At 60.0% G+C, this 19,791-nt stretch carries 21 protein-coding genes; all 21 read right to left on the bottom strand.

The window, feature by feature from the left end; genetic code table 11:
- Positions 1–170: 170 nt before the first annotated feature.
- Positions 171–1,139, bottom strand: coding sequence for an L-arabinose ABC transporter permease AraH (araH, locus tag CKW30_RS19350; RefSeq protein ID WP_042610738.1), 969 nt, complete (start codon positions 1,137–1,139; stop codon positions 171–173).
- Between the two features lie 12 nt (positions 1,140–1,151).
- The gene (araG, locus tag CKW30_RS19345) at positions 1,152–2,699 is read right to left on the bottom strand and encodes an L-arabinose ABC transporter ATP-binding protein AraG (protein ID WP_041479431.1); all 1,548 of its coding nucleotides are present in this window, start codon (positions 2,697–2,699) and stop codon (positions 1,152–1,154) included.
- Between the two features lie 53 nt (positions 2,700–2,752).
- Complete coding sequence (locus CKW30_RS19340) at positions 2,753–3,757, bottom strand: substrate-binding domain-containing protein (protein ID WP_016770973.1); 1,005 nt, start codon at positions 3,755–3,757, stop codon at positions 2,753–2,755.
- 137 nt (positions 3,758–3,894) lie between these two features.
- Positions 3,895–4,713 (bottom strand): SDR family oxidoreductase, encoded by an 819-nt coding sequence (locus CKW30_RS19335; protein WP_095181629.1) that lies wholly within the window; start codon positions 4,711–4,713, stop codon positions 3,895–3,897.
- A gap of 270 nt (positions 4,714–4,983) precedes the next feature.
- Complete coding sequence (locus CKW30_RS19330) at positions 4,984–5,859, bottom strand: SMP-30/gluconolactonase/LRE family protein (RefSeq protein WP_095181628.1); 876 nt, start codon at positions 5,857–5,859, stop codon at positions 4,984–4,986.
- Positions 5,860–5,993: 134 nt separating this feature from the next.
- Entirely contained in the window at positions 5,994–6,710 is a 717-nt protein-coding gene (locus tag CKW30_RS19325) for a FadR/GntR family transcriptional regulator (protein ID WP_039760144.1), read from the bottom strand.
- A gap of 192 nt (positions 6,711–6,902) precedes the next feature.
- On the bottom strand, positions 6,903–7,463 hold the full coding sequence (locus tag CKW30_RS19320; RefSeq protein WP_095181627.1) for a DUF1285 domain-containing protein: 561 nt from the start codon (positions 7,461–7,463) through the stop codon (positions 6,903–6,905).
- A 14-nt stretch (positions 7,464–7,477) separates the two neighbouring features.
- On the bottom strand, positions 7,478–8,083 hold the full coding sequence (locus CKW30_RS19315; protein WP_016770979.1) for a DUF4823 domain-containing protein: 606 nt from the start codon (positions 8,081–8,083) through the stop codon (positions 7,478–7,480).
- 166 nt (positions 8,084–8,249) lie between these two features.
- Positions 8,250–9,218, bottom strand: a complete 969-nt coding sequence (locus CKW30_RS19310) for a GTP 3',8-cyclase MoaA (protein ID WP_076563802.1) — start codon at positions 9,216–9,218, stop codon at positions 8,250–8,252.
- A gap of 138 nt (positions 9,219–9,356) precedes the next feature.
- A complete protein-coding gene (locus CKW30_RS19305) occupies positions 9,357–9,995 on the bottom strand; it encodes a TetR/AcrR family transcriptional regulator (protein WP_016770981.1) in 639 nt (212 codons plus the stop codon).
- A 351-nt stretch (positions 9,996–10,346) separates the two neighbouring features.
- The gene (locus CKW30_RS19300; RefSeq protein ID WP_095181626.1) at positions 10,347–11,138 is read right to left on the bottom strand and encodes a TatD family hydrolase; all 792 of its coding nucleotides are present in this window, start codon (positions 11,136–11,138) and stop codon (positions 10,347–10,349) included.
- A 15-nt stretch (positions 11,139–11,153) separates the two neighbouring features.
- Complete coding sequence (locus tag CKW30_RS19295; protein WP_016770983.1) at positions 11,154–11,510, bottom strand: PilZ domain-containing protein; 357 nt, start codon at positions 11,508–11,510, stop codon at positions 11,154–11,156.
- 42 nt (positions 11,511–11,552) lie between these two features.
- On the bottom strand, positions 11,553–12,536 hold the full coding sequence (locus tag CKW30_RS19290; protein WP_095181625.1) for a DNA polymerase III subunit delta': 984 nt from the start codon (positions 12,534–12,536) through the stop codon (positions 11,553–11,555).
- A complete protein-coding gene (gene tmk, locus CKW30_RS19285) occupies positions 12,529–13,161 on the bottom strand; it encodes a dTMP kinase (protein ID WP_016770985.1) in 633 nt (210 codons plus the stop codon). The genes CKW30_RS19290 and tmk overlap by 8 nt, the downstream gene beginning before the upstream one ends.
- Before the next feature lie 19 nt (positions 13,162–13,180).
- Positions 13,181–14,350, bottom strand: a complete 1,170-nt coding sequence (mltG, locus tag CKW30_RS19280) for an endolytic transglycosylase MltG (protein WP_095181624.1) — start codon at positions 14,348–14,350, stop codon at positions 13,181–13,183.
- Between the two features lie 3 nt (positions 14,351–14,353).
- Positions 14,354–15,169, bottom strand: a complete 816-nt coding sequence (gene pabC, locus CKW30_RS19275) for an aminodeoxychorismate lyase (protein WP_095181623.1) — start codon at positions 15,167–15,169, stop codon at positions 14,354–14,356.
- The gene (gene fabF, locus CKW30_RS19270) at positions 15,169–16,413 is read right to left on the bottom strand and encodes a beta-ketoacyl-ACP synthase II (protein WP_038860467.1); all 1,245 of its coding nucleotides are present in this window, start codon (positions 16,411–16,413) and stop codon (positions 15,169–15,171) included. The genes pabC and fabF overlap by 1 nt, the downstream gene beginning before the upstream one ends.
- A gap of 108 nt (positions 16,414–16,521) precedes the next feature.
- Positions 16,522–16,758, bottom strand: coding sequence for an acyl carrier protein (acpP, locus tag CKW30_RS19265; RefSeq protein WP_003175607.1), 237 nt, complete (start codon positions 16,756–16,758; stop codon positions 16,522–16,524).
- Positions 16,759–16,954: 196 nt separating this feature from the next.
- Positions 16,955–17,698 (bottom strand): 3-oxoacyl-ACP reductase FabG, encoded by a 744-nt coding sequence (fabG, locus tag CKW30_RS19260; RefSeq protein WP_016770989.1) that lies wholly within the window; start codon positions 17,696–17,698, stop codon positions 16,955–16,957.
- A 16-nt stretch (positions 17,699–17,714) separates the two neighbouring features.
- Positions 17,715–18,653 (bottom strand): ACP S-malonyltransferase, encoded by a 939-nt coding sequence (gene fabD / locus CKW30_RS19255; RefSeq protein WP_056788244.1) that lies wholly within the window; start codon positions 18,651–18,653, stop codon positions 17,715–17,717.
- Positions 18,654–18,776: 123 nt separating this feature from the next.
- Positions 18,777–19,787 (bottom strand): phosphate acyltransferase PlsX, encoded by a 1,011-nt coding sequence (gene plsX, locus CKW30_RS19250; RefSeq protein ID WP_082530305.1) that lies wholly within the window; start codon positions 19,785–19,787, stop codon positions 18,777–18,779.
- Positions 19,788–19,791: the final 4 nt, after the last annotated feature.

Raw genomic sequence — 19,791 nt, 5'->3', positions numbered from 1 at the left:
CCTTTGGGAGAGGGAACTGATTGGGGAGTGCTCAGGAAATGCGCCGAAATGATGTTGCTTTAGAGAATCCACAATCGACCCGATATTTCAGGTCGATGTAGAACGCAAGACACCTCGGTCGGCCCCCTCTCCCTTTGGGAGAGGGCTGGGGTGAGGGGTAGCTTTTGACGTTACCGTTGTTTCAAGCGGTCAATGACCACGGCCAGCAACAGAATCGAACCACGAATCACATACTGATAAAACGTATCGATGTTCTTCAGGTTCATCGCATTCTCGATGATCGCCAGAATCAACACCCCGGCAATCACATGACGAATCATGCCGATGCCGCCACTCAACGAAACTCCGCCCAGCACGCAAGCCGAGATCACTGTCAGTTCAAAACCCTGACCAATCATCGGCTGCCCGGAAGTCATCCGCGAGGCCAGAATCACACCCGCCAGCGCGCCGATCACACCGTGCACGGCGAAGATGATGATCTTGGTGCGGTCGACGTTGACGCCCGCCAGCAGCGCCGCTTCCTGGTTGCCACCGATGGCCATGGTGTTGCGCCCGTAGGTGGTGTAGTTCAGCAGCCAGCCGAAGAACAGGAAGCAGACAATAGTGATCAGGATCGGCACCGGCACACCGAACAGTTGGCCATTGCCGAAAACAAAGAACGATTCCTGCGAAACACCGACCGCTTTGCCGTTGGCAAAAATGTAGGCCAGACCGCGAACGATCTGCATGGTCGCCAGCGTCGTGATCAAGGCATTGACGCGCAACTTGGCAATCACGATGCCGTTGATCAGCCCGACGATCAGGCCCATCACCAACGCCGCGCTGACCCCGAGAAATACACTGTTGGTGTCACGCATTACCACTGCCGCGACCACGCCGGCACAGGCGATCACTGAGCCGACCGAGAGGTCGAAGTGTCCGGATGCCAGGCAATAAAGCATGGTGCACGCGGCGATGCCGGTGGTGGAAATCGCCAGGCCCAGGCCACGCATGTTCAGCGGCGAGAGGAAGTTGTCGATCAGCAGTGTGCAGGCGACAAAGATGCCGATCGCCGCCAGCAGCATGACCCAGTCATCGAGGAAGCGCCGCATGTCCAGCGGTTTGCGCTCGGTCGGCAGGGTTTCGTTTTGCGTAGTCATCATAGTCACCTCTCAGTTCGCCACGCCGTCAGCGCGGTGGCGTGGCAAAGCCAGTTGCAGCAGGTTGGATTCATTGGCCTGGTCGCGGCTGACTTCGCCGCGCAGGGCGCCTTCGCACAGCACCAGGATGCGGTCGGAAATGCCCATCACTTCCATCAGATCGCTGGACACCACGATCACCGAAATACCGTCGGCGGCGAGGTTATGAATGATCTGGTAGATCTCGGCCTTGGCGCCGATGTCGATGCCACGGGTCGGTTCGTCGAGCAGCAGGACTTTCATCGGCATCGACAGCCAGCGGCCGAGAATGGCCTTCTGCTGATTGCCGCCGGAAAGGAACTTGATCTGCTGGCCGGCGTGCGGGGTTTTCACTTTCAGGGCCTTGATCTGCTTGTCGGCGTTGCCCTTTTCCCACAGGCCGCGAATCAGGCAGCCGAGCCCGGAATGCGCACCGCGGGCACTGATGTTGATGTTCTCGGCAACGCTGGCCAACGGGATGATGCCTTCCTTCTTGCGGTCTTCCGGGCAGAGCAAAATGCCGGCGGCGATCGCGTCACGCGGCGAGCGCAGTTTCAGCTCATGGCCGCGCAGTTCGAGACGGCCAGCGGTGTTGCGCTCCAGGCCGCTGAGCAGGCGAAACAGCTCGGTGCGCCCTGCCCCGACCAGCCCGAACAGGCCAAGGATTTCGCCCTTGTGCGCTTCGAAACTGATCGGCTCACGCAGGCCCGGGCCGAGCAAGCCGTCGACCTTCAGCGCCACGGCACCGCGCGGGCGATGGCGGTAATCGTAGATATCCTGAATGTCGCGACCGACCATGCAGGTCACCAGTTGATCGTGGGTCAACTGGCTCATGTCGTCGAATGTACGAACGTAGCGGCCGTCCTTGAACACGGTGACGGCGTCGCAGATACGGAAGACTTCTTCCATGCGATGGGAAACGTAGAGCACCACTTTGCCTTCGTCGCGCAGGCGACCGATGATCGCCATCAAGCGATCGATCTCCCGCGCCGAGAGGCTGCTGGTCGGTTCGTCGAAAGCGATGACGTGAGCGCCGCGCGACAGCGCTTTGGCGATTTCCACCAGTTGCCGCTGACCCAGCGACAAGCGTCCGACCTTGGTTTGCGGATCGATTTCGTCGGCCAGGCCTTTCAGGCAATTCAAGGCTTTCTGGCGCAGCTCACTGCGATTAATCAGGCCGAAACTGGCCGGCAGATGGCCAAGAAACAGGTTCTCGGCCACGGTCATTTCCGGGACCAGATGCAGTTCCTGGTGAATCACCGCGACGCCGCTGCCGATGCTGTCAGCGGTGGACTTGAACGCCATCGCCTGCTCGCCGATCTGCAGCTCGCCGCTGCTTGGGATGTAAGCGCCACCGAGGATTTTCAGCAGGGTCGATTTGCCCGCGCCGTTCTCGCCCATCAAGGCATGAACCTGGCCGGGGTGGGCGACGAAGCTGATACCGTCGAGCGCTTTCACGCCGGGAAAGGTCTTGCCGATCCCGTTGAAGCGCAGGCTGCCGCTGGCGCCGTGTTGTTCTTGTGTCTGTACTTGCGCGTGCATAAAGCCACCTCTTCACACCGAAAAACGGCCCGGCTGCCCGGGCCGTCGCTGCCTCAGTTCCACAAGCCGATTTTTTCCAGCTCTTGCTTGAAGTTTTCGCGGGTGATCAGGGTGACGTCATCCATGGCGGTGTACTTCGGCGGCTCTTTGCCGGCGGTGATCCACTCGTACATCATCTCGGCAGTCTTGTAGCCTTCGATGTGCGGGCTTGGCAGCATCGAACCGAAGAAGCCGCTGTTAGGCTTTTTCAACTCGCCGATGGCGTCGGTGCCGTTGATGCCGATGCCGATCACGTTGCTCGCGGCAAAACCGGCCGCTTCGGTGGCGCGCACGCCGCCGAGCACGGTGTTGTCGTTCATGCCGCCGATGATCAGGTTTTTCGCCGCGCTCGGCAGTTTCACCAGCGCCGAGTTGGTGGCGTCCATGCTGCCCGGTACGTCGAGGGTTTTCAGTGCGGCGAAGAGGATGTGATCCTCGGGCATGCCGGCCTTCTTCAGGGCATCGACCGAACCGTCGGTGCGCTTCTTGCCGGTGTCGAGTTCGTTATAGGTGTTGACCACCGCGTAGGTGTCTTTCCAGTCCCAGTTACGCTTTTTCGCTTCGGCGGCCATGGCGGCGCCCTGCTTCTGGCCGACTTCAAACGCGGCCATGCCCAGGTACGGCACGTCTTCCATGAACTTGCCGTTGGCGTCGACGAAACGGTCATCGACAGCAATCACTTTCAAGTCGTTGATCTTGGCTTTGGCCATGATGGCAGGGCCGAGGGACACGTCCGGCGGGCAGATCACGAAGCCCTTGGCGCCGTTGGCGGCCAGGCTGTCGATGGCCGAAAGGGTCTTCTCGCCATCCGGTACCGCGATCTTGATCAGTTCAAAGCCTTTGTCCTTGGCGGCTTTTTCGGCAAAAGCCCATTCGGTCTGGAACCACGGTTCTTCGGCCTGCTTGACCAGAAAACCGATCTTCACCGCGTCGGCGGCGAGCAGCGCACTGCTCAGGCTGAACGCAGTGACCGCCAGGGCAGTGCTGCACAGGGTACGAATCCCGAAACGACGTTTCATCAGATGACTCCTTGTTATTTTTTTTGAGCAAGGTTTGAAAAGCGTTGAAGCGTGTTCTCAGTGAAGCTGTTTGAAAATAGTCATATCGTATGATGATTGGATTTCAAGCGTAGTTCAGCGCTGGAGATCCGTTTTATTCAGTCGTGGTACATCACCGAGCGGCCACCATCGATGGTGATGCACGAAGCATTGATAAACGGTGCCTCATCGCTGGCCAGAAACACCGCCGTCATCGCCACTTCGATCGGCTGGCCGATGCGCTTGGGCGGATGCAGGTCGAAGGCGCGCTGCCGCTCGGCGTGCGGATCGGCAAAGCCGTTCCAGTAGTCGACGTTCAGCTGCGTTTCGATGTAGCCCGGTGCGATGGCGTTGACGCGAATGCCTTTGGCCGCGTATTCGATGCCGAGCGCGCGGGTCAGGCCGAGCAAGCCGTGCTTGGCCACCGGGTACGGGAAGCAGCCGGGAATGATGTGGCTGGAATGGGTCGAGGCGATGTTGATAATGCTGCCCACGCCCTGCTCGATCATCTGCGGCAGCACCGCTTTACAGCCATACCAGGCGCCGTCCAGATCGATGGCGAAGCAGCGGTGCCAGTCCTCTTCGGTCATCTGCAAAGGATCGCGGAAAACATTGACCCCGGCACAGTTGACCAGCACATCGATGCGGCCATGCAATTCCACGGCGCGTCGGGCCAGGGCATGCAGATCCTGCTGATTCGATACGTCGACCTTGAGCGCCTGCACGTCATGGCCCTGATCGCGCCAGTGAGCGGCGACCTGCTCGACCTTGTCGGCCTGGATGTCGCTGATGAGTAATCTGGCTTGCTGCGCGGCGAAGGCGGCGACAATCGCTTCGCCGATGCCCTGAGCGGCCCCGGTCAACAGCACGACCTTGTTTTTCAGACGCTCGCCTTTCGGCGGGGCCGACACTTGCGGCAATGTCAGCGCTTCAGCCATGGCTCAGGCCTCCCGCACGCAGGCGCAAAAAAACCGGCCATCGGTCGATGTCCGGTTCTGACGGCTGGGGAAAACAAACAGGCAAGCGTCGCCGACGGCATTAAGCCGTGACAAAAGGCGGATCCCGCTTGCGCGGGCGAAAAGAATTCGCTGCATCACTTCACCTGTTTTGTTCTTTTTAAGTGTGAGTGCGTGTTACTGCTGGAGCCGACTATAAACCCGACCGCCAAATAATCTCAATATATAATTTTGCATCCCATATTTTGGGATCTAGCCAGCAAAACGCGTACAGAGTTTTCCTGCAACGTCGACGCGCATGCTCAGCACCGCGCCATCCAATGGATGATTCAGTGGACTCTTGGCGCTGGTGATGAATAAGGTTTTCAAGTCTTCGCCACCGAACACGCAACTGGTCGGGCGACTGACCGGCAGATCGATTTTGCGATCCACCTGCCCGTCCGGCGTCAGGCGCAACAGGCAACTGCCGTCCCAGCGTGCATTCCACACGTAGCCTTCGGCGTCCATCGCCGAACCATCGGGACCACCGTGTTGATCGGACGAGTAAAACACCTGCGGCGCATCAAGACTGCCGTCGGTGCGGATGAAATATCGATTGAGCGTGCTGTCGAGGCTTTCACCAAACAACAGCGTGGTGCCGTCGTCACTCCACAACAAGGTATTGGGAATGCCCAGGCCGAGCAGCAGCGGTGTCACGCGTTGATCGGGATCGATACGGAACAGGCCACCGGAACGGCGCACCAGCGGCAGATCCTCGCCGTGCTCGCCGATGTTGTTCTGCATGGTGCCCAACCACAACCGGCCCAAGGCATCGCAACGGGCTTCGTTGGGGCGGTTGCCCGGTTGCGGGTCGGCGACACAGAACAGCGTCAACCGGGGCTCGAGGCCGGGCGAATCGAGATCCAGCCGATAGACACCGCTGCTGAGCGTGACCAACGCATCGCCGCTTGCGCAGGGAATGAAGGCGGAGATGTGCTCGGGCATCTGCCAGATCTGCACGTTCTGACCGATCAGGCGCAACGCTTGCTTACCGGCGATATCGACCCAGTAAAGCGCTTGGGTCGGCGCATCCCAGAACGGGCCTTCGCCGAGTTGCGCGCGGTGTTGGGTCAGGGCGGTGCAGGTCATCTGGAATCCTTCATGTTCTTGTTGTTTCCAATGTGGGAGCGAGCCTGCTCGCGAAGGCGGCGTGTCAGTCAATGATGATGTATCTGACCTGACGCATTCGCGAGCAGGCTCGCTCCCACAGGGAATTTTCGGTCTTAGCTGGCTTTGCGGTCCGCCATGACTTTCGGGTAAAAGCGTTTTATCGCCAGGTCGGCGTTGTCGATCAAGGTCATGCACGCCCACACGCCACGGGTCGAATCGCGCGCGGCGATGGCATCGGCCATGTCTTTATGGATCGGCAAGGTGCGGCGCAGTTCATCGGGGTCGGCGGCGGAGACTTCGAACGACACCGCCAGCAACGCGCCGAGGGCTGGGACCATTTGTTCGATGAACTGATTATGGCTGGCGGCCAGGATGCATTCGTGGAAGGCCTGGTCGGCACGGTTGTAATCGATGCCACTGTCGACCGCACGCTCCAGTGCATTGAAAGCCAGTTGCACCGCTTCGATCTGCTCCGGCGTTGCGCGCTCACAGGCCCAGCGCACCGCCATCGGCTCGATGGTGCGGCGCAAATCCAGCAGGTCATCGACGAAGTTTTCCGGCAAGCCGTTGCGCGATAGCCAACCGACCACTTGCGGATCGAACAGATTCCAGCGCCGGACCGGCAACACCCGCGTGCCGACTTTCGGCCCGACTTCGAGCATGCCTTTGGCGACGAGGGTTTTGATGGCTTCGCGAATCACCGTACGGCTGACGCCAAGCTGTTCGCCCAGATCCGCCTCGACCTTGATGGTCTGCCCCGGCTTGACCTGACCGGCAGCAATCCAACTGCCCAGCCAGTCAACGGTCGACGCATGAAAGCTGCTGGACATGTACACCTCAAGGCGAATCGCGATGGGTGCCTACGCTAATCATCATACGAATAACAGTCAATCGGATTTTTTCAGTTTGCACAAACCATTGTGGGAGCGAGCCTGCTCGCGAAAGCGCCGTGTCAGTCAACATTGCTGGCGACTGATACAGCGCGTTCGCGAGCAGGCTCGCTCCCACATTTTGATGTTGTGTCAGGGTTCCAGGCCGATGCGAAAGAATTCGCCGCCACTCCACACGCCTAACCAGCGCTGGCCATCAATCTCGCGGCTCACCGCCAGTTCCACCAACTGGTAAAACACATTGCGATGAATCAGCGCTTCAAGGTTGCTGCGCACATGCACATAAGGCGCAGGCTCCTGGGTCTCAGGATTGATCTCGACACGCAGCGGATGCTCAGTCCCTGCTTCGGTGGTTTCCTCGACGTTGGTGGTAAAGCGCAAAACCTGCGCCTCGCCCTCCCCCTCCACGTCAACGGCAACCGCCACGAACGGCGCATCATCGACCTTGATCCCGACCTTCTCCACCGGGGTGATCAGGAAATAATCATCGCCGTCGCGGCGGATGATGGTGGAGAACAGTTTGACCATCGGCTTGCGCCCGATCGGCGTGCCCAGGTAGTACCAGGTGCCGTCGCGGGCGATGCGCATATCGATGTCGCCGCAGAAATCCGGGTTCCACAAATGCACCGGTGGCAGGCCTTTGGTCTTGGGGATCTGCCCCAGCAGGTCATTGGCTGTTTGCGGGTCACTCATGGCGTACTCCTTGATTACTGGTCGCCGATCCCCAGCAGGCTGCGTGCGTATTGCGCCAGCGGCGGACCGATGAGGTCTTCGGGTTTGGAGTCATGGAACGTCAGTAAACCGCCACGACTCTTGATCCGTGCAGTATCAATCAAATACTGGGTGCTGGTCTCGATCAACATGATCTGAATCACGCCGCCGTCGATACCGAGGCGATCCACGGCTTCCTGGTCCAGCCACTCGTCAGAGTTGCCGATGCGGTCGTCAGCCTTGGCGAAACGTGTGTACAGCAGATAATGCGCGCCGGCATCACGGGCTTCGCCCATGGCCTGATCGAGGCCTTCCGGCGCACGGGCGCGGCGGACCATCGGGAAATATTCGACAAAGCCCTTGAAGGCTTCTTCGGCGACCACGTTCGGCCGTGGATAGGAACCACCCGGTGGCGCGAACGCGCCCTGGGCGATGAAGATGAACGAGTCCGGCTGAATGCGGAGATTGTTCACCCGGCGGCTGTCACTGTGGTCCAGAAGCCCCGCATCGCTCATGTGATAACGAGTACCTTCGGCCATATCGCTGACATTCATGCAGCCACCAAGCGCCAAAACGGCCAGCAGCAAAACCAGGCTACGCATCCTATTCCTCCAGAAGCCGGTGTCGGAAAACCGGCGAATGGCCGTTGGATGCAGCTTTTGCGCCAGCTCGGCAAATTCAGTGATAGAGGCATTCGCGAGCAGGCTCGCTCCCACAATTGAAATGCATTCCAAATGTGGGAGCGAGCCTGCTCGCGAAGGCGGTTAATCAGCCGCCAATAATCTTCATGACAGTAGCACCGCCAGAGAACGCCACCTCCTGTTTGTCACCCAACGCCTTGACCAGCAAACGTTGCAGCGCCGGCAACGCCTGATGACGCGGCTTGTCGAGCAGATCGCCGACATAGTGGCGGTTGCTCGACGACAGGCAGCCATGCAGCCAACCGGTCGACGAAAGGCGCAACCGCGAACAAGTGCGGCAGAACGGCACACTTTCGTTGGCGATCACCCCGAAATTGCCGCGACCGGGAATCGCATAGCGAACGGCCGTGGCGTCCACCGGTGCGTCGGTCTGGGCGTATTCATAACGTTCGCCGATCAGGCCGAGCAACTGCTCAAGGCTGACGAACTGCTGCAGGAAGGCATTGGAATCCTTGGCCAGGTGGCCCATGCGCATCAGCTCGATGAAGCGCAGTTCGAAGCCGCGCTCCAGACAGTAATCAAGCAGCGGCATGACCTGATCGAGGTTCTGCCCGCGCAACGGCACCATGTTGACCTTGATCTTCATCCCGGCGGCGGCAGCCTGATCCATGCCATCGAGCACGCTGGCCAGATCGCCGCCACGAGCGATGCTGCGAAAAGCAGCGGCATCAAGAGTATCGAGGGAAACGTTGATTCGACGCAGACCGGCATCGACCAGCAGCGGCAGTTTTTTCGCGAGGAGTTGACCATTGGTGGTCAGGCTGATGTCGTCGAGGCCCATCTGGCCGACGGCAGTCATGAACGATTCGAGTTTGGGGCTGACCAGTGGCTCGCCGCCAGTGATGCGCAGGCGCTCGATGCCGGCCGCTTCGATCAGGTATTCGACGCCGCGCGCCATGGCTTCGGCCGACAGCTCATCCTGCGCAGCGACCAACCGCTTGCCGTTGGGCACGCAGTAGGTACAGGCGTAATTGCAGGCAGAGGTCAGGCTGATGCGCAGATTGCGAAAACGCCTGCCTTGACGGTCAACGATCATGAAACACTCCGGCGAAAGAAAATCGAGCGAGCAAAACTTGACTGAGAAATCAGGTTTTAGCAAGCCCTATGCCTGAGTATATTCCTGTGCTATTGCGCCATGTTGTGAAAACACGGCGCAATCAGCCCGCTGAATGACTTATGTGCTCGGCGTTTCCGGGTCGCGCTTGCGCTTGTTGCCCATGCGCACGCCGATGTCCATCAGGAACTGGAAGAAGCCTTCCTGATCTTCCAGCACGTTGCTCCAGAACGGCGAGTGATACAGCGCCACCGCGCCGTGTACCAACGCCCAGGATGCGCAGTAGTGGAAGTACGGCGGCACGTCTTCGAGCTTGCCTTCGCTGATGCGACCCTTGATCAGCAGGGTCAGGCGTTCGAAGTTCGAGGCACGGATCTTGTGCAGTTCCTCGACCATCTCCGGCACCTGATTGCCCTTGACCACTTTCTCTTCGAGACGGTCGAACAGGCGATAGCGCTGCGGGTCGCGCATGCGGAATTCGAAGTAGGCGCGCGACAGCGCTTCCTTGTCCTTGTCGACATCGGCCGAATGCAGCAGCTCGTTCAGATCGCGCTCGTAATCGAGCATCAGGCGCAAGTAGATCTCGGCCTTGGATTTGAAGTGCTTGTAGATCGTGCCTTTGCCGATACCCACGGCATCAGCAATCATCTCGACGGTGACACTGTCTTCACCCTGGTCGAGGAACAGCTTGAGCGCGGTATCGAGAATTTCCTGCTCGCGGCGACGAAATTCACGGACCTTACGAGGTTCTTTATGCATAAGAAAAAGGTCTGAAGGGTCAAAATTCGAAGCCGCGTATTATGCCTAACTTGCGCAAAAAAGCACGGTTCATCGACCAAATCTGTGTTTCTTGTTCATTTCGAGAACGAATCGGGTGCAATGAGAACTCAACTGAAGCAAACGTATTCCAAATTTGTTTAAAAACCCCGACCCGCTCACTGGACTGCACGCCAGACTGATCAATACTTGAACTGTCGGGCGACATCTCCCCCAAGTGTCGTGCCGGTAAAGGTACCAACGGACCGCGTGCCTTTGTTTTACTCCTAATGGTCTTAACCCGGATTCACCCCCCAGAACCCGGGTTTTTTTTGCCTGCGATTTGGCCTGCGGTCATACGGCAGATTTAACACTCGCCAGCGGGAACAAGCGCTTGAAGTTTTCCGTGGTCTGCTCGGCAAAGCGCTCGTAGTTCTCACCACGCAGCATCGCCAGAAACTCCGCGACTTCGCGCACGTACTGCGGCAGGTTCGGCTTGCCGCGATACGGAATCGGCGCCAGATACGGCGAATCGGTTTCCACCAGCAGGCGATCGGCCGGCACTTTGCTCGCCACATCGCGCAGAGCGTCGGCATTGCGGAACGTGACGATGCCCGACAGGGAAATGTAATAACCCATGTCCAGCGCCGCTTTGGCCATGTCCCAGTCCTCGGTGAAGCAATGCAACACACCGGCCTGGGGCAGCGCCGCTTCGCGCAGCAGTTCGAGGGTGTCGGCACGGGCGCCGCGAGTGTGGATGATCACCGGCTTGCCGGTGTGCTGCGCCGCTTGCAGATGCAGGCGAAACGACTCCTGCTGCAACTCGGCAGCTTCCGGCTCGTAGTGATAGTCGAGACCGGTTTCGCCGATCGCCACCACTTTCGGGTGATCGAGTTCGTGCAGCAGCCAGTCCAGCGCCGGTGCGGCGCCCGGCTGCACATCCAGCGGATGCACGCCGACCGAGCAATCGACGTCGTCATAACGCTCGGCGAGGGCTTTGACGTCGGCGGCGTTGTCAGCGCTGACGCCGATGCACAGAAAATGTCCCACCCCACGCTCGCGGGCCGCAGCGAGTGCGGCATCCAGCGAGCCGTCATGGGCGGCGAGGTCGAGACGATCAAGGTGACAATGGGAATCTACGAGCATAAAAAGGACTGCAACTTACATCGTATGAGTGGGACGGTCGGATTTCAGCGCTCCGGCCAGATGAGTTTCGATGCGACTGCGCGCGGTGTCGTCGCCGTCGTTGAATTGCACACCGACACCGGCGGCGCGATTGCCTTGTGCGCCTTTGGGGGTGATCCAGGCGACTTTGCCGGCGACCGGAATTTTTTCCGCTTCATCCATCAGGTGCAACAGCATGAACACCTCGTCGCCCAACCGGTAGCTTTTGTTGGTCGGGATGAACAGTCCGCCATTCTTGATGAACGGCATGTAGGCGGCGTAGAGCACCGACTTGTCCTTGATGGTCAGGGACAAGATGCCGTTACGCGGCCCCGGGCTGACAGGTTCAATCATGTTCACCTCCACTGCTGATCTTCAGAGTCTAGGTACACATTCTTATCTTTGACCAGGCAATCCCACCCATTGCACCAACAATGCTTCCAGCAACAGGGCCGGATTGAGGTTGGCCTTGCTCAGCACTTTCTGTCGCTGGGCGAGAATCCAATCCTGAATATCCAGCACTTTACCCTGCGGGCTTTTCTGGGCCAGGTACTGCACGACCTTGCGCATATCGGCCAGGCCGAGACCGGCTTCGTCCTGAGTCAGTTGATAGCGCAGGATCAGGCTCGACCAGTCGTAGAACCAGTCGAACAGACGCAGCATCGGAATGCTTTTCCACTCTTCCGCCAGTTGCGTCGGCGATTGCTGGCCCTTGAGCAACTTCTTCACGCCTTCGACCACTTGCGCGCGCTGTTCACGCACACCTTGCGATTGCAGGCTGACCGCCATCAGCGGCGACCCGGCGGCGAGGGTCAGCAGTTCGACGCGCTCTTCCTCCGCGCAATCCGGCAGCGCCTGGGCCAGCCATTGCAGGCTCATCGCCTCGCCCGGCAGCGGGCAGGCCTGCTGCACGCAACGGCTCTTGATGGTTGGCAACAAACGGCTCGGCTGGTGGCTGACCAATAGCAGCACGGTATCGCCGGACGGTTCTTCAAGACTTTTGAGCAAGGCGTTGGCAGCGTTGATGTTCATCGACTCGACCGGCTCGATCAACACCACTTTGCGCCCGCCGAGCTGCGCGGTCTGCACGACGAAACTGACCAGATCACGAACCTGATCGACCTTGATCGCCTTGTCCGCCTCTTCCGGCTCCAGGATGTAATTGTCCGGATGACTGCCGGCCTTGAGCAGCAGACAGGATTTGCACTCGCCGCACGCCTCAGGCGTAGGGCGCTGACACAGCAGGCTGGCCATCAAGCGCTCGGCCAGCGCACGCTTGCCGATACCGGCCGGACCGTGGAGCAGGTACGCGTGAGCATGCTGACTGCGGCCGGCCAGTTGCTGCCAGAGGCTGTCCTGCCATGGATAGGCCTCAGCCACGGGCCAGCTCCAGCAAATTCGGTAGCAAGGTGTCCAGCGATTGCTGGACCTTGGCCAATGGCTGACCGGCATCGATGCGCACGTAGCGCGACGGGTCGGCTTCGGCGCGTTTCAGGAACGCATTGCGCACGTTCTCGAAAAACGCCCGGCCTTCGAGTTCGAAACGATCCAGTCGACCACGGGCACTGGCGCGGGCCAAACCGATTTCAACGGGCAGGTCGAAAATCAAGGTCAGATCGGGCCGCAAGTCGCCCTGCACGAAAGTTTCCAGGGTGGCGATGCGCTCGAGTGACAAACCACGACCGCCGCCCTGATAGGCGTATGTTGAATCGGTGAAACGATCACACAGCACCACAGCGCCACGGGCCAGCGCCGGGCGAATCACCTCTGCCAGATGCTGGGCGCGCGCGGCGAACACCAGCAACAGCTCGGCGTCCGGGTGCATCACTTCGTCGGCCGGGGTCAGCAGGACATCACGAATCCGTTCGGCCAGCGGTGTACCGCCGGGCTCACGGGTGAGCAGTACTTCGATACCGGCGGCGCGCAGGCGCTCGGCGAGGTATTCGCGGTTGGTGCTCTTGCCCGCGCCTTCCGGGCCTTCCAGGGTAATAAACAAGCCAGTCACAGGCAGTCCTTCATCAAAGTCATTGCGCGTTCTGCGGTGCAGCGGCGTCCGGTTCCGGGGCTGGCGCAGGTTCTTGCGACGGCACTTGCGGCAGCGCCTCGGGCGCGGTGTTCGGCGAGGCCGCCGGAATCGCCTCATCGGTGGCCGGCGCGGTTACTGGTGCCGGGCTGGAACGGTAATCGGCACGGCGCTTGAGCTGGTATTCGCGCACCGCGTTGTTGTGCGCATCCAGATCATCGGAGAACACATGGCTGCCATCGCCACGGGCGACGAAATACAGGCTGCTGCCCTCCACCGGGTTGAGCGCAGCATGAATCGCCTCGCGCCCGACCATCGCAATCGGCGTCGGCGGCAAGCCTGGAATCACGTAGGTGTTGTAAGGCGTCGGCTCTTTCAAATGTGCGCGGGTCAGTTTGCCGGTGTAGCGATCACCAAGGCCATAAATCACCGTCGGATCGGTCTGCAACTGCATGCCCAGCGCCATGCGCCGTACAAAGACGCCGGCAATCTGCCCGCGCTCCTGCGGAACACCAGTCTCTTTCTCGACCAGCGAAGCCATGATCAGCGCTTGATAAGGTTCGCTGTAAGGCACATCGGCAGAACGCTGCGCCCACTCTTTGGCGAGCACTTCATCGAGACGATCAAAGGCCTTTTTCAGCAGCTCGGCATCGGACATGCCACGCACGAAGCGATAGGTATCCGGGAAAAACCGACCTTCCGGGAACAAGCCTTTGTGGCCGATCTTCGCCATCACGTCGCTGTCGCTCAGGCCATTGAGGGTCTGCTCGAGCTTGTCGTCCTTGGCCAGGGCGGCGCGCACTTGATGAAAAGTCCAGCCTTCGACCAGGGTCAGGCTGTACTGAACCACGTCGCCACGCTTCCACGAGTCGATCAGACCGTTGACGGTCATGCCCGGCTGCATGCGGTATTCGCCGCTGTGAATCGGTGTGCCGGCGAGATTGAAGCGCCAGTAGACGCGCAGCCAGAACGCGTCCTTGATGACGCCATCGGTTTCGAGTTCAAGGAAGGTACGGGTCGGTGTAGAGCCTTTCGGCACATCCAGCAGTTGTTCCTGCGGGATGTTCAGGGGCTGTTCCAGCGCCGAATGAATTTTCCAGGCGCTGGCGCCCAACAGCAGCCCTGCCAGAACCAGTCCGGTTTCCAGCAGCAGCAAAAGTTTACGTCTCACGAATCAAGCATCCAGTAGCGCGCGGGCAATGGTTTGCAGTTTACGGGTGAGCGGGCCAACCGGCCAGCTCAGTGCAGCACAGGCGCGTACCGGCCAGACGCCATAAACGCTGTTGCAGACAAACACTTCATCAGCCCATTGCAGCTGTTCGAGGCTGATATCGGCGATTTGCGTGGGGATGGCCAGCGACTCGGCCTGAAACAATATTTCCGCGCGCATCACCCCAGCGACGCCGCAGCGCTTCAAGTCGGGCGTGATCAAGCCACCGTCGCGCACCAGGAAAATATTGCTGTACACACCTTCGACGACGCGCCCGGCCTGATCGAGCATCAAGCCTTCGGCATGCTCGCTGTCCTGCCATTCGGCGCGGGCGAGCACCTGTTCCAGTCGATTCAGATGTTTGAGCCCGGCCAACAACGGCTGCGTAGATAAACGCGTGTTGCAGGGAAACAGGCGGATGCCGTGCTCGGCATGGGCAGCGGGATACGCTGCCGGCGGATTGCCTTGCAGGATGCGTCGGCCCTGCGCCGCAGGATCGGGCGCATAACCACGCAAGCCGTCACCCCGAGTGAGGATAAGCTTGAGCACGCCCTCGCCCATCGCAGCGGCATAGCCGAGCAGCTCATGGCGAACCAGCTCGAGATCGGTCGCAATGGCCAGACGCGCGCAGCCATCAGCCAGGCGCGTCAGGTGCCGATCCAGCAGGACGGGCTGACCACTGCGCACGGCAATGGTCTCGAACAGACCATCGCCGTAAGCCAGGCCGCGATCTTTCAGCGACAGCACGTCAGCCGGTTGACCGTCGACCCAGCTGTCCATCAGCCGGCGAACCGGCGAAACGCCAGAGTGCCGTTGGTGCCGCCAAAACCGAAGGAGTTGGACAGCACGACATCGATGTCCATGTTGCGCGCGGTGTGCGCAACGAAATCGAGATCGCAGCCTTCGTCCGGTTCATCAAGGTTGATGGTCGGCGGTGCCACCTGGCTGTTGATCGCCAGCACGCTGAAAATCGCTTCGACCGCGCCCGCCGCACCCAACAGGTGGCCGGTCATCGACTTGGTCGAGCTGACGGCCAGCTTGTAGGCGTGATCGCCGAACACCGACTTGATCGCATTGGCTTCGGCAAGGTCGCCGGCCGGGGTCGAGGTGCCGTGGGCGTTGATGTACTGCACTTGATCGACATTGATCTTCGCGTCGCGCAGGGCATTGGTGATGCAGCGCGCGGCACCGGCGCCATCGGCGGGTGGCGAGGTCATGTGGAACGCATCGCCACTGGTGCCGAAACCGATCAGCTCGGCGTAGATCGTGGCGCCACGGGCCTTGGCGTGCTCCAGCTCTTCGAGAACCAGAGCGCCAGCACCATCGGACAGAACGAAGCCGTCGCGGCCCTTGTCCCACGGACGGCTGGCGCGGGTTGGCTCGTCGTTGCGGGTCGACAGCGCACGGGATGCGCCGAAGCCGCCCATGCCCAGACCGCAAGCGGCCATTTCCGCGCCGCCGGCAATCATCACGTCAGCTTCGTCGTACATGATGTTGCGCGCCGCCATGCCGATGCAGTGCGTACCGGTGGTGCACGCGGTGGCGATGGCGTAGTTGGGTCCCTGTGCGCCCAGATGGATCGACAGGAAGCCGGAAATCATATTGATGATCGAGCCAGGCACAAAGAACGGCGAGATCCGTCGCGGACCGGTCTCGTGCAGGGTGCGGCTGGTCTCTTCGATGTTGGTCAGACCGCCAATCCCCGAACCCATGGCCACGCCAATGCGTTCACGGTTGGCATCGGTGACTTCCAGACCGGCGTTGCGCACGGCTTGAAAGCCTGCGGCGAGGCCGTACTGAATGAACAGGTCGAGCTTGCGCGCTTCCTTGACCGACAGGTATTCCTCGACATTGAAGCCTTTGACCGAACCACCGAAGCGGGTCGAATAGGCAGAAAGGTCGGTGTGTTCGATCAGACCAATGCCACTGCGGCCAGCCAGAATGCCCTGCCAACTGCTCGGCACATCCGTGCCCAGTGGCGACAACATACCCATACCGGTGACTACGACGCGTCTACGCGACACAGCACTCTCCTTTTTCAAATGACGACTTTGCATCAGGCCTAAAGAAAAAACCGCACGCCATGATGGCAGTGCGGTTTTTCCATGACAGCAAGCAACGATTACAAACTATTACGCCTGGTGGCTGGTAACGTAGTCGATTGCAGCTTGTACAGTAGTGATCTTTTCAGCTTCTTCGTCAGGGATTTCGGTCTCGAATTCCTCTTCCAGAGCCATCACCAGCTCAACGGTGTCAAGGGAGTCGGCACCCAGGTCTTCTACGAAGGAAGCGGTGTTGACCACTTCTTCTTCTTTAACACCCAGTTGCTCGGCAACGATTTTCTTGACGCGCTCTTCGATGGTGCTCATACCTTGTTTTCACTCCTAATGGACAAATTCAGGCAGCTGGCCAGTGGGTAAGTGTATAGAAAGCCTTTTCAGTTTTTCAACTGAAAGCTTCACTCCTCAAACCCTGCGGCCCTCTGCCTATAAATAGATTGCAGCTTTATAACGGATTTTAGACAGCTCGTATGACATTTTTTTGAAGCAATCCGTCACATTTTACTTACATGTACATCCCACCGTTCACCGGGATTGTAGCCCCGGTAACGTATGCCGCACCGTCGGATGCAAGAAAAGCGACCACGGACGCGATCTCTTGAGCTTGCCCCAGACGACCCAGCGGAATCTGCGTCTGCAAGGCTTCACGCTGTGCTTCAGGCAGCTCGCGGGTCATATCGGTGTCGATGAACCCTGGGGTTACCGAGTTGACCGTAATCGAACGCGAACCGACTTCACGCGCCATCGCCCGGCTGAAACCTTCCAGACCGGCCTTGGCGGCTGCATAGTTTACTTGGCCAGCGTTGCCCATGGCACCCACCACCGAGCCAATACTGATAATTCGACCCCAGCGCGCCTTGGTCATGCCGCGCAGAACGCCCTTGGACAGGCGATACAGACTGTTCAGGTTGGTATCGATCACGTCGTACCACTCGTCGTCTTTCATGCGCATCATCAGGTTATCGCGGGTGATACCGGCATTATTGACCAGAATCGCCACCGGCGCACCGAACTGCTCCTGAATGCCTGCCAGCACGGCGCTGACCGATTCGTCGCTGGTGACATTGAGTTCGAAACCGGCGCCCTGAATACCGTTTTCCTTCAGGGTCGCGGCAATGCGCTCGGCGCCCGACGCGGAGGTCGCGGTGCCGACAACGATGGCGCCCTGACGACCCAGTTCCAGCGCGATGGCCTGGCCGATGCCGCGGCTTGCACCGGTAACCAGTGCAACTTTACCTTGCAGACTCATGCAAGTTTCTCCTGATTCAGGCCTGCGCTGCGCGAGCGGCAGCGAAGGCGTCTGGGGTATTGAGATTGGAAGTCGAAACGCCTTCGGCGCAACGTTTGTTCAGGCCAGCGAGGACTTTGCCCGGGCCGCATTCAACCAGATTGGTCGCGCCCTTGGCGGCCAAAGTCTGCACCGATTCAACCCAGCGCACTGGCTTGTAGAGCTGTTCGAGCAGATCGCGCTTGAGGGTTTCCAGATCGGCTGGCACTTGTGCGCTGACGTTCTGCACCACCGGGATCTGCGGCGCCTGCCAGTCGATGGCGGCGATGGATTCGGCGAAACGCTCGGCAGCCGGACGCATCAGCTCGCAGTGCGACGGCACGCTCACCGGCAATGGCATGGCGCGCTTGGCACCACGGGCCTTGCAACCCTCGATGGCGCGCTCGACGGCCGCCTTGGCACCGGCGATCACCACTTGGCCCGGCGAGTTGAAATTCACTGCGCTGACGACTTCGCCTTGCGCCGCTTCGGCGCAGGCAGCCAGCACGTCGGCATCTTCCAGGCCGAGGATCGCGGCCATGCCGCCTTGCCCGGCCGGCACCGCTTCCTGCATCAACTGGCCACGGCGCTCGACGAGCTTGACCGCGTCAGCCAGGGTCAGGCTGCCGGCGGCAACCAGCGCGCTGTATTCACCCAGGCTGTGGCCGGCGACAAACGCCGGACGCGCGCCGCCTTCGGCCAGCCACAGACGCCACAGGGCGATCGAAGCGGTCAGAATGGCTGGTTGGGTTTTGTCGGTTTGATTGAGCAGCTCTTCCGGGCCCTGCTGGGTCAGTGCCCACAGGTCGTAGCCCAGCGCAGCAGAGGCTTCTTGAAAGGTTTCGAGGATCAGCGGATGTTGCGCGCCCAGCTCGGCCAGCATGCCGAGGGACTGCGAACCCTGTCCTGGAAAGACGAATGCGAGGGAAGCAGACATGTAACAAGCCCCTAATGATCTTGTCGTCGGAAAATAACGCCCCGTTGGGGACGCCAGAAACTGACAGTTTGGATGGCCCTTTGAACCGGGCGGTCACATTTAAGCATTGTCCGACGAAAACGCCTAAGACAACAGTTCCTCCAGACGACCGTGGAGACGCTCGGGCAAGTTCTCCTGAATCTCGATCAGCGCCCGTTGAATGGCACTCTGAAAGCCCTGAACCCCCGCCGATCCGTGGCTTTTCACGACGATGCCCTGCAAGCCGAGAAAGCTTGCGCCATTATGTCGCGCCGGGGCCAGGTCGGCCTGCAGACGCTTCATCAACGGCAGCGCGAGAACGCCGACAGCGCGCGAAGCGAAGTTTTTCTTGAACAAAGCCTCGATCCGCGCAGCAATCATCGTCGCCAGACCTTCGCTGGACTTGAGCAGGATGTTGCCGACGAAGCCGTCACACACCACCACATCGGCCTCACCGCGATACAAGCCGTCGCCTTCGATAAAACCGATGTAGTTGATCCCGCGCGCAGCCTGCAACAGCGTGGCGGCCAGTTTGACCTGCTGATTGCCCTTGATGTCTTCAGTGCCGATGTTCAGCAACGCAACACGTGGACGGGCAATGCCCAAAGTCTGCGCGGCCACCGAACCCATGACCGCGAACTGCAACAGATGCTCGGCACTGCAATCGACGTTGGCGCCCAGATCGAGCAACTGGCAATAACCGGTCTGCGTCGGAATGGCCGCGACCATGGCCGGACGATCAATGCCGGGCAATGTCTTCAGCACGAAACGCGACAAGGCCATCAACGCACCGGTATTGCCGGCACTGACACAGGCCTGCACCTTGCCATCGCGCAGCAGTTCGAGGGCGACACGCATCGACGAATCCGGCTTGCCACGCAGGGCTTGGGCGGGTTTTTCGTCCATGGTGATGACTTCGCTCGCCGCGACAATCGTCAGGCGCGCGCGATCGGCAGCCGACTGGCCGTGGATCAGTTCTTCAAGAAGGGAGGGTTGACCGACGAGGGTCAGGTGCAGCGAGGGTGTAGCAGACAGGCAAGCGAGACTGGCCTGAACAATGCTGCGGGGACCGAAGTCCCCGCCCATTGCGTCAATCGCGATGACTTGAGCAGACAAGTGA

The organism is Pseudomonas sp. Irchel 3F6 (assembly GCF_900187595.1).
GTDB classification, from domain to species: Bacteria; Pseudomonadota; Gammaproteobacteria; order Pseudomonadales; family Pseudomonadaceae; genus Aquipseudomonas; species Aquipseudomonas siliginis.
This window is presented reverse-complemented; position numbering and strand designations above follow the sequence as displayed.

Bases quoted from the DNA above. Each gene is read 5' to 3' on its own strand.
- araH (WP_042610738.1), bottom strand. From the start codon at position 1,139: ATGACTACGCAAAACGAAACCCTGCCGACCGAGCGCAAACCGCTGGAC.
- araG (WP_041479431.1), bottom strand. From the start codon at position 2,699: ATGCACGCGCAAGTACAGACACAAGAACAACACGGCGCCAGCGGCAGC.
- CKW30_RS19340 (WP_016770973.1), bottom strand. From the start codon at position 3,757: ATGAAACGTCGTTTCGGGATTCGTACCCTGTGCAGCACTGCCCTGGCG.
- CKW30_RS19335 (WP_095181629.1), bottom strand. From the start codon at position 4,713: ATGGCTGAAGCGCTGACATTGCCGCAAGTGTCGGCCCCGCCGAAAGGC.
- CKW30_RS19330 (WP_095181628.1), bottom strand. From the start codon at position 5,859: ATGACCTGCACCGCCCTGACCCAACACCGCGCGCAACTCGGCGAAGGC.
- CKW30_RS19325 (WP_039760144.1), bottom strand. From the start codon at position 6,710: ATGTCCAGCAGCTTTCATGCGTCGACCGTTGACTGGCTGGGCAGTTGG.
- CKW30_RS19320 (WP_095181627.1), bottom strand. From the start codon at position 7,463: ATGAGTGACCCGCAAACAGCCAATGACCTGCTGGGGCAGATCCCCAAG.
- CKW30_RS19315 (WP_016770979.1), bottom strand. From the start codon at position 8,083: ATGCGTAGCCTGGTTTTGCTGCTGGCCGTTTTGGCGCTTGGTGGCTGC.
- CKW30_RS19310 (WP_076563802.1), bottom strand. From the start codon at position 9,218: ATGATCGTTGACCGTCAAGGCAGGCGTTTTCGCAATCTGCGCATCAGC.
- CKW30_RS19305 (WP_016770981.1), bottom strand. From the start codon at position 9,995: ATGCATAAAGAACCTCGTAAGGTCCGTGAATTTCGTCGCCGCGAGCAG.
- CKW30_RS19300 (WP_095181626.1), bottom strand. From the start codon at position 11,138: ATGCTCGTAGATTCCCATTGTCACCTTGATCGTCTCGACCTCGCCGCC.
- CKW30_RS19295 (WP_016770983.1), bottom strand. From the start codon at position 11,510: ATGATTGAACCTGTCAGCCCGGGGCCGCGTAACGGCATCTTGTCCCTG.
- pabC (WP_095181623.1), bottom strand. From the start codon at position 15,169: ATGGACAGCTGGGTCGACGGTCAACCGGCTGACGTGCTGTCGCTGAAA.
- acpP (WP_003175607.1), bottom strand. From the start codon at position 16,758: ATGAGCACCATCGAAGAGCGCGTCAAGAAAATCGTTGCCGAGCAACTG.
- fabG (WP_016770989.1), bottom strand. From the start codon at position 17,698: ATGAGTCTGCAAGGTAAAGTTGCACTGGTTACCGGTGCAAGCCGCGGC.
- fabD (WP_056788244.1), bottom strand. From the start codon at position 18,653: ATGTCTGCTTCCCTCGCATTCGTCTTTCCAGGACAGGGTTCGCAGTCC.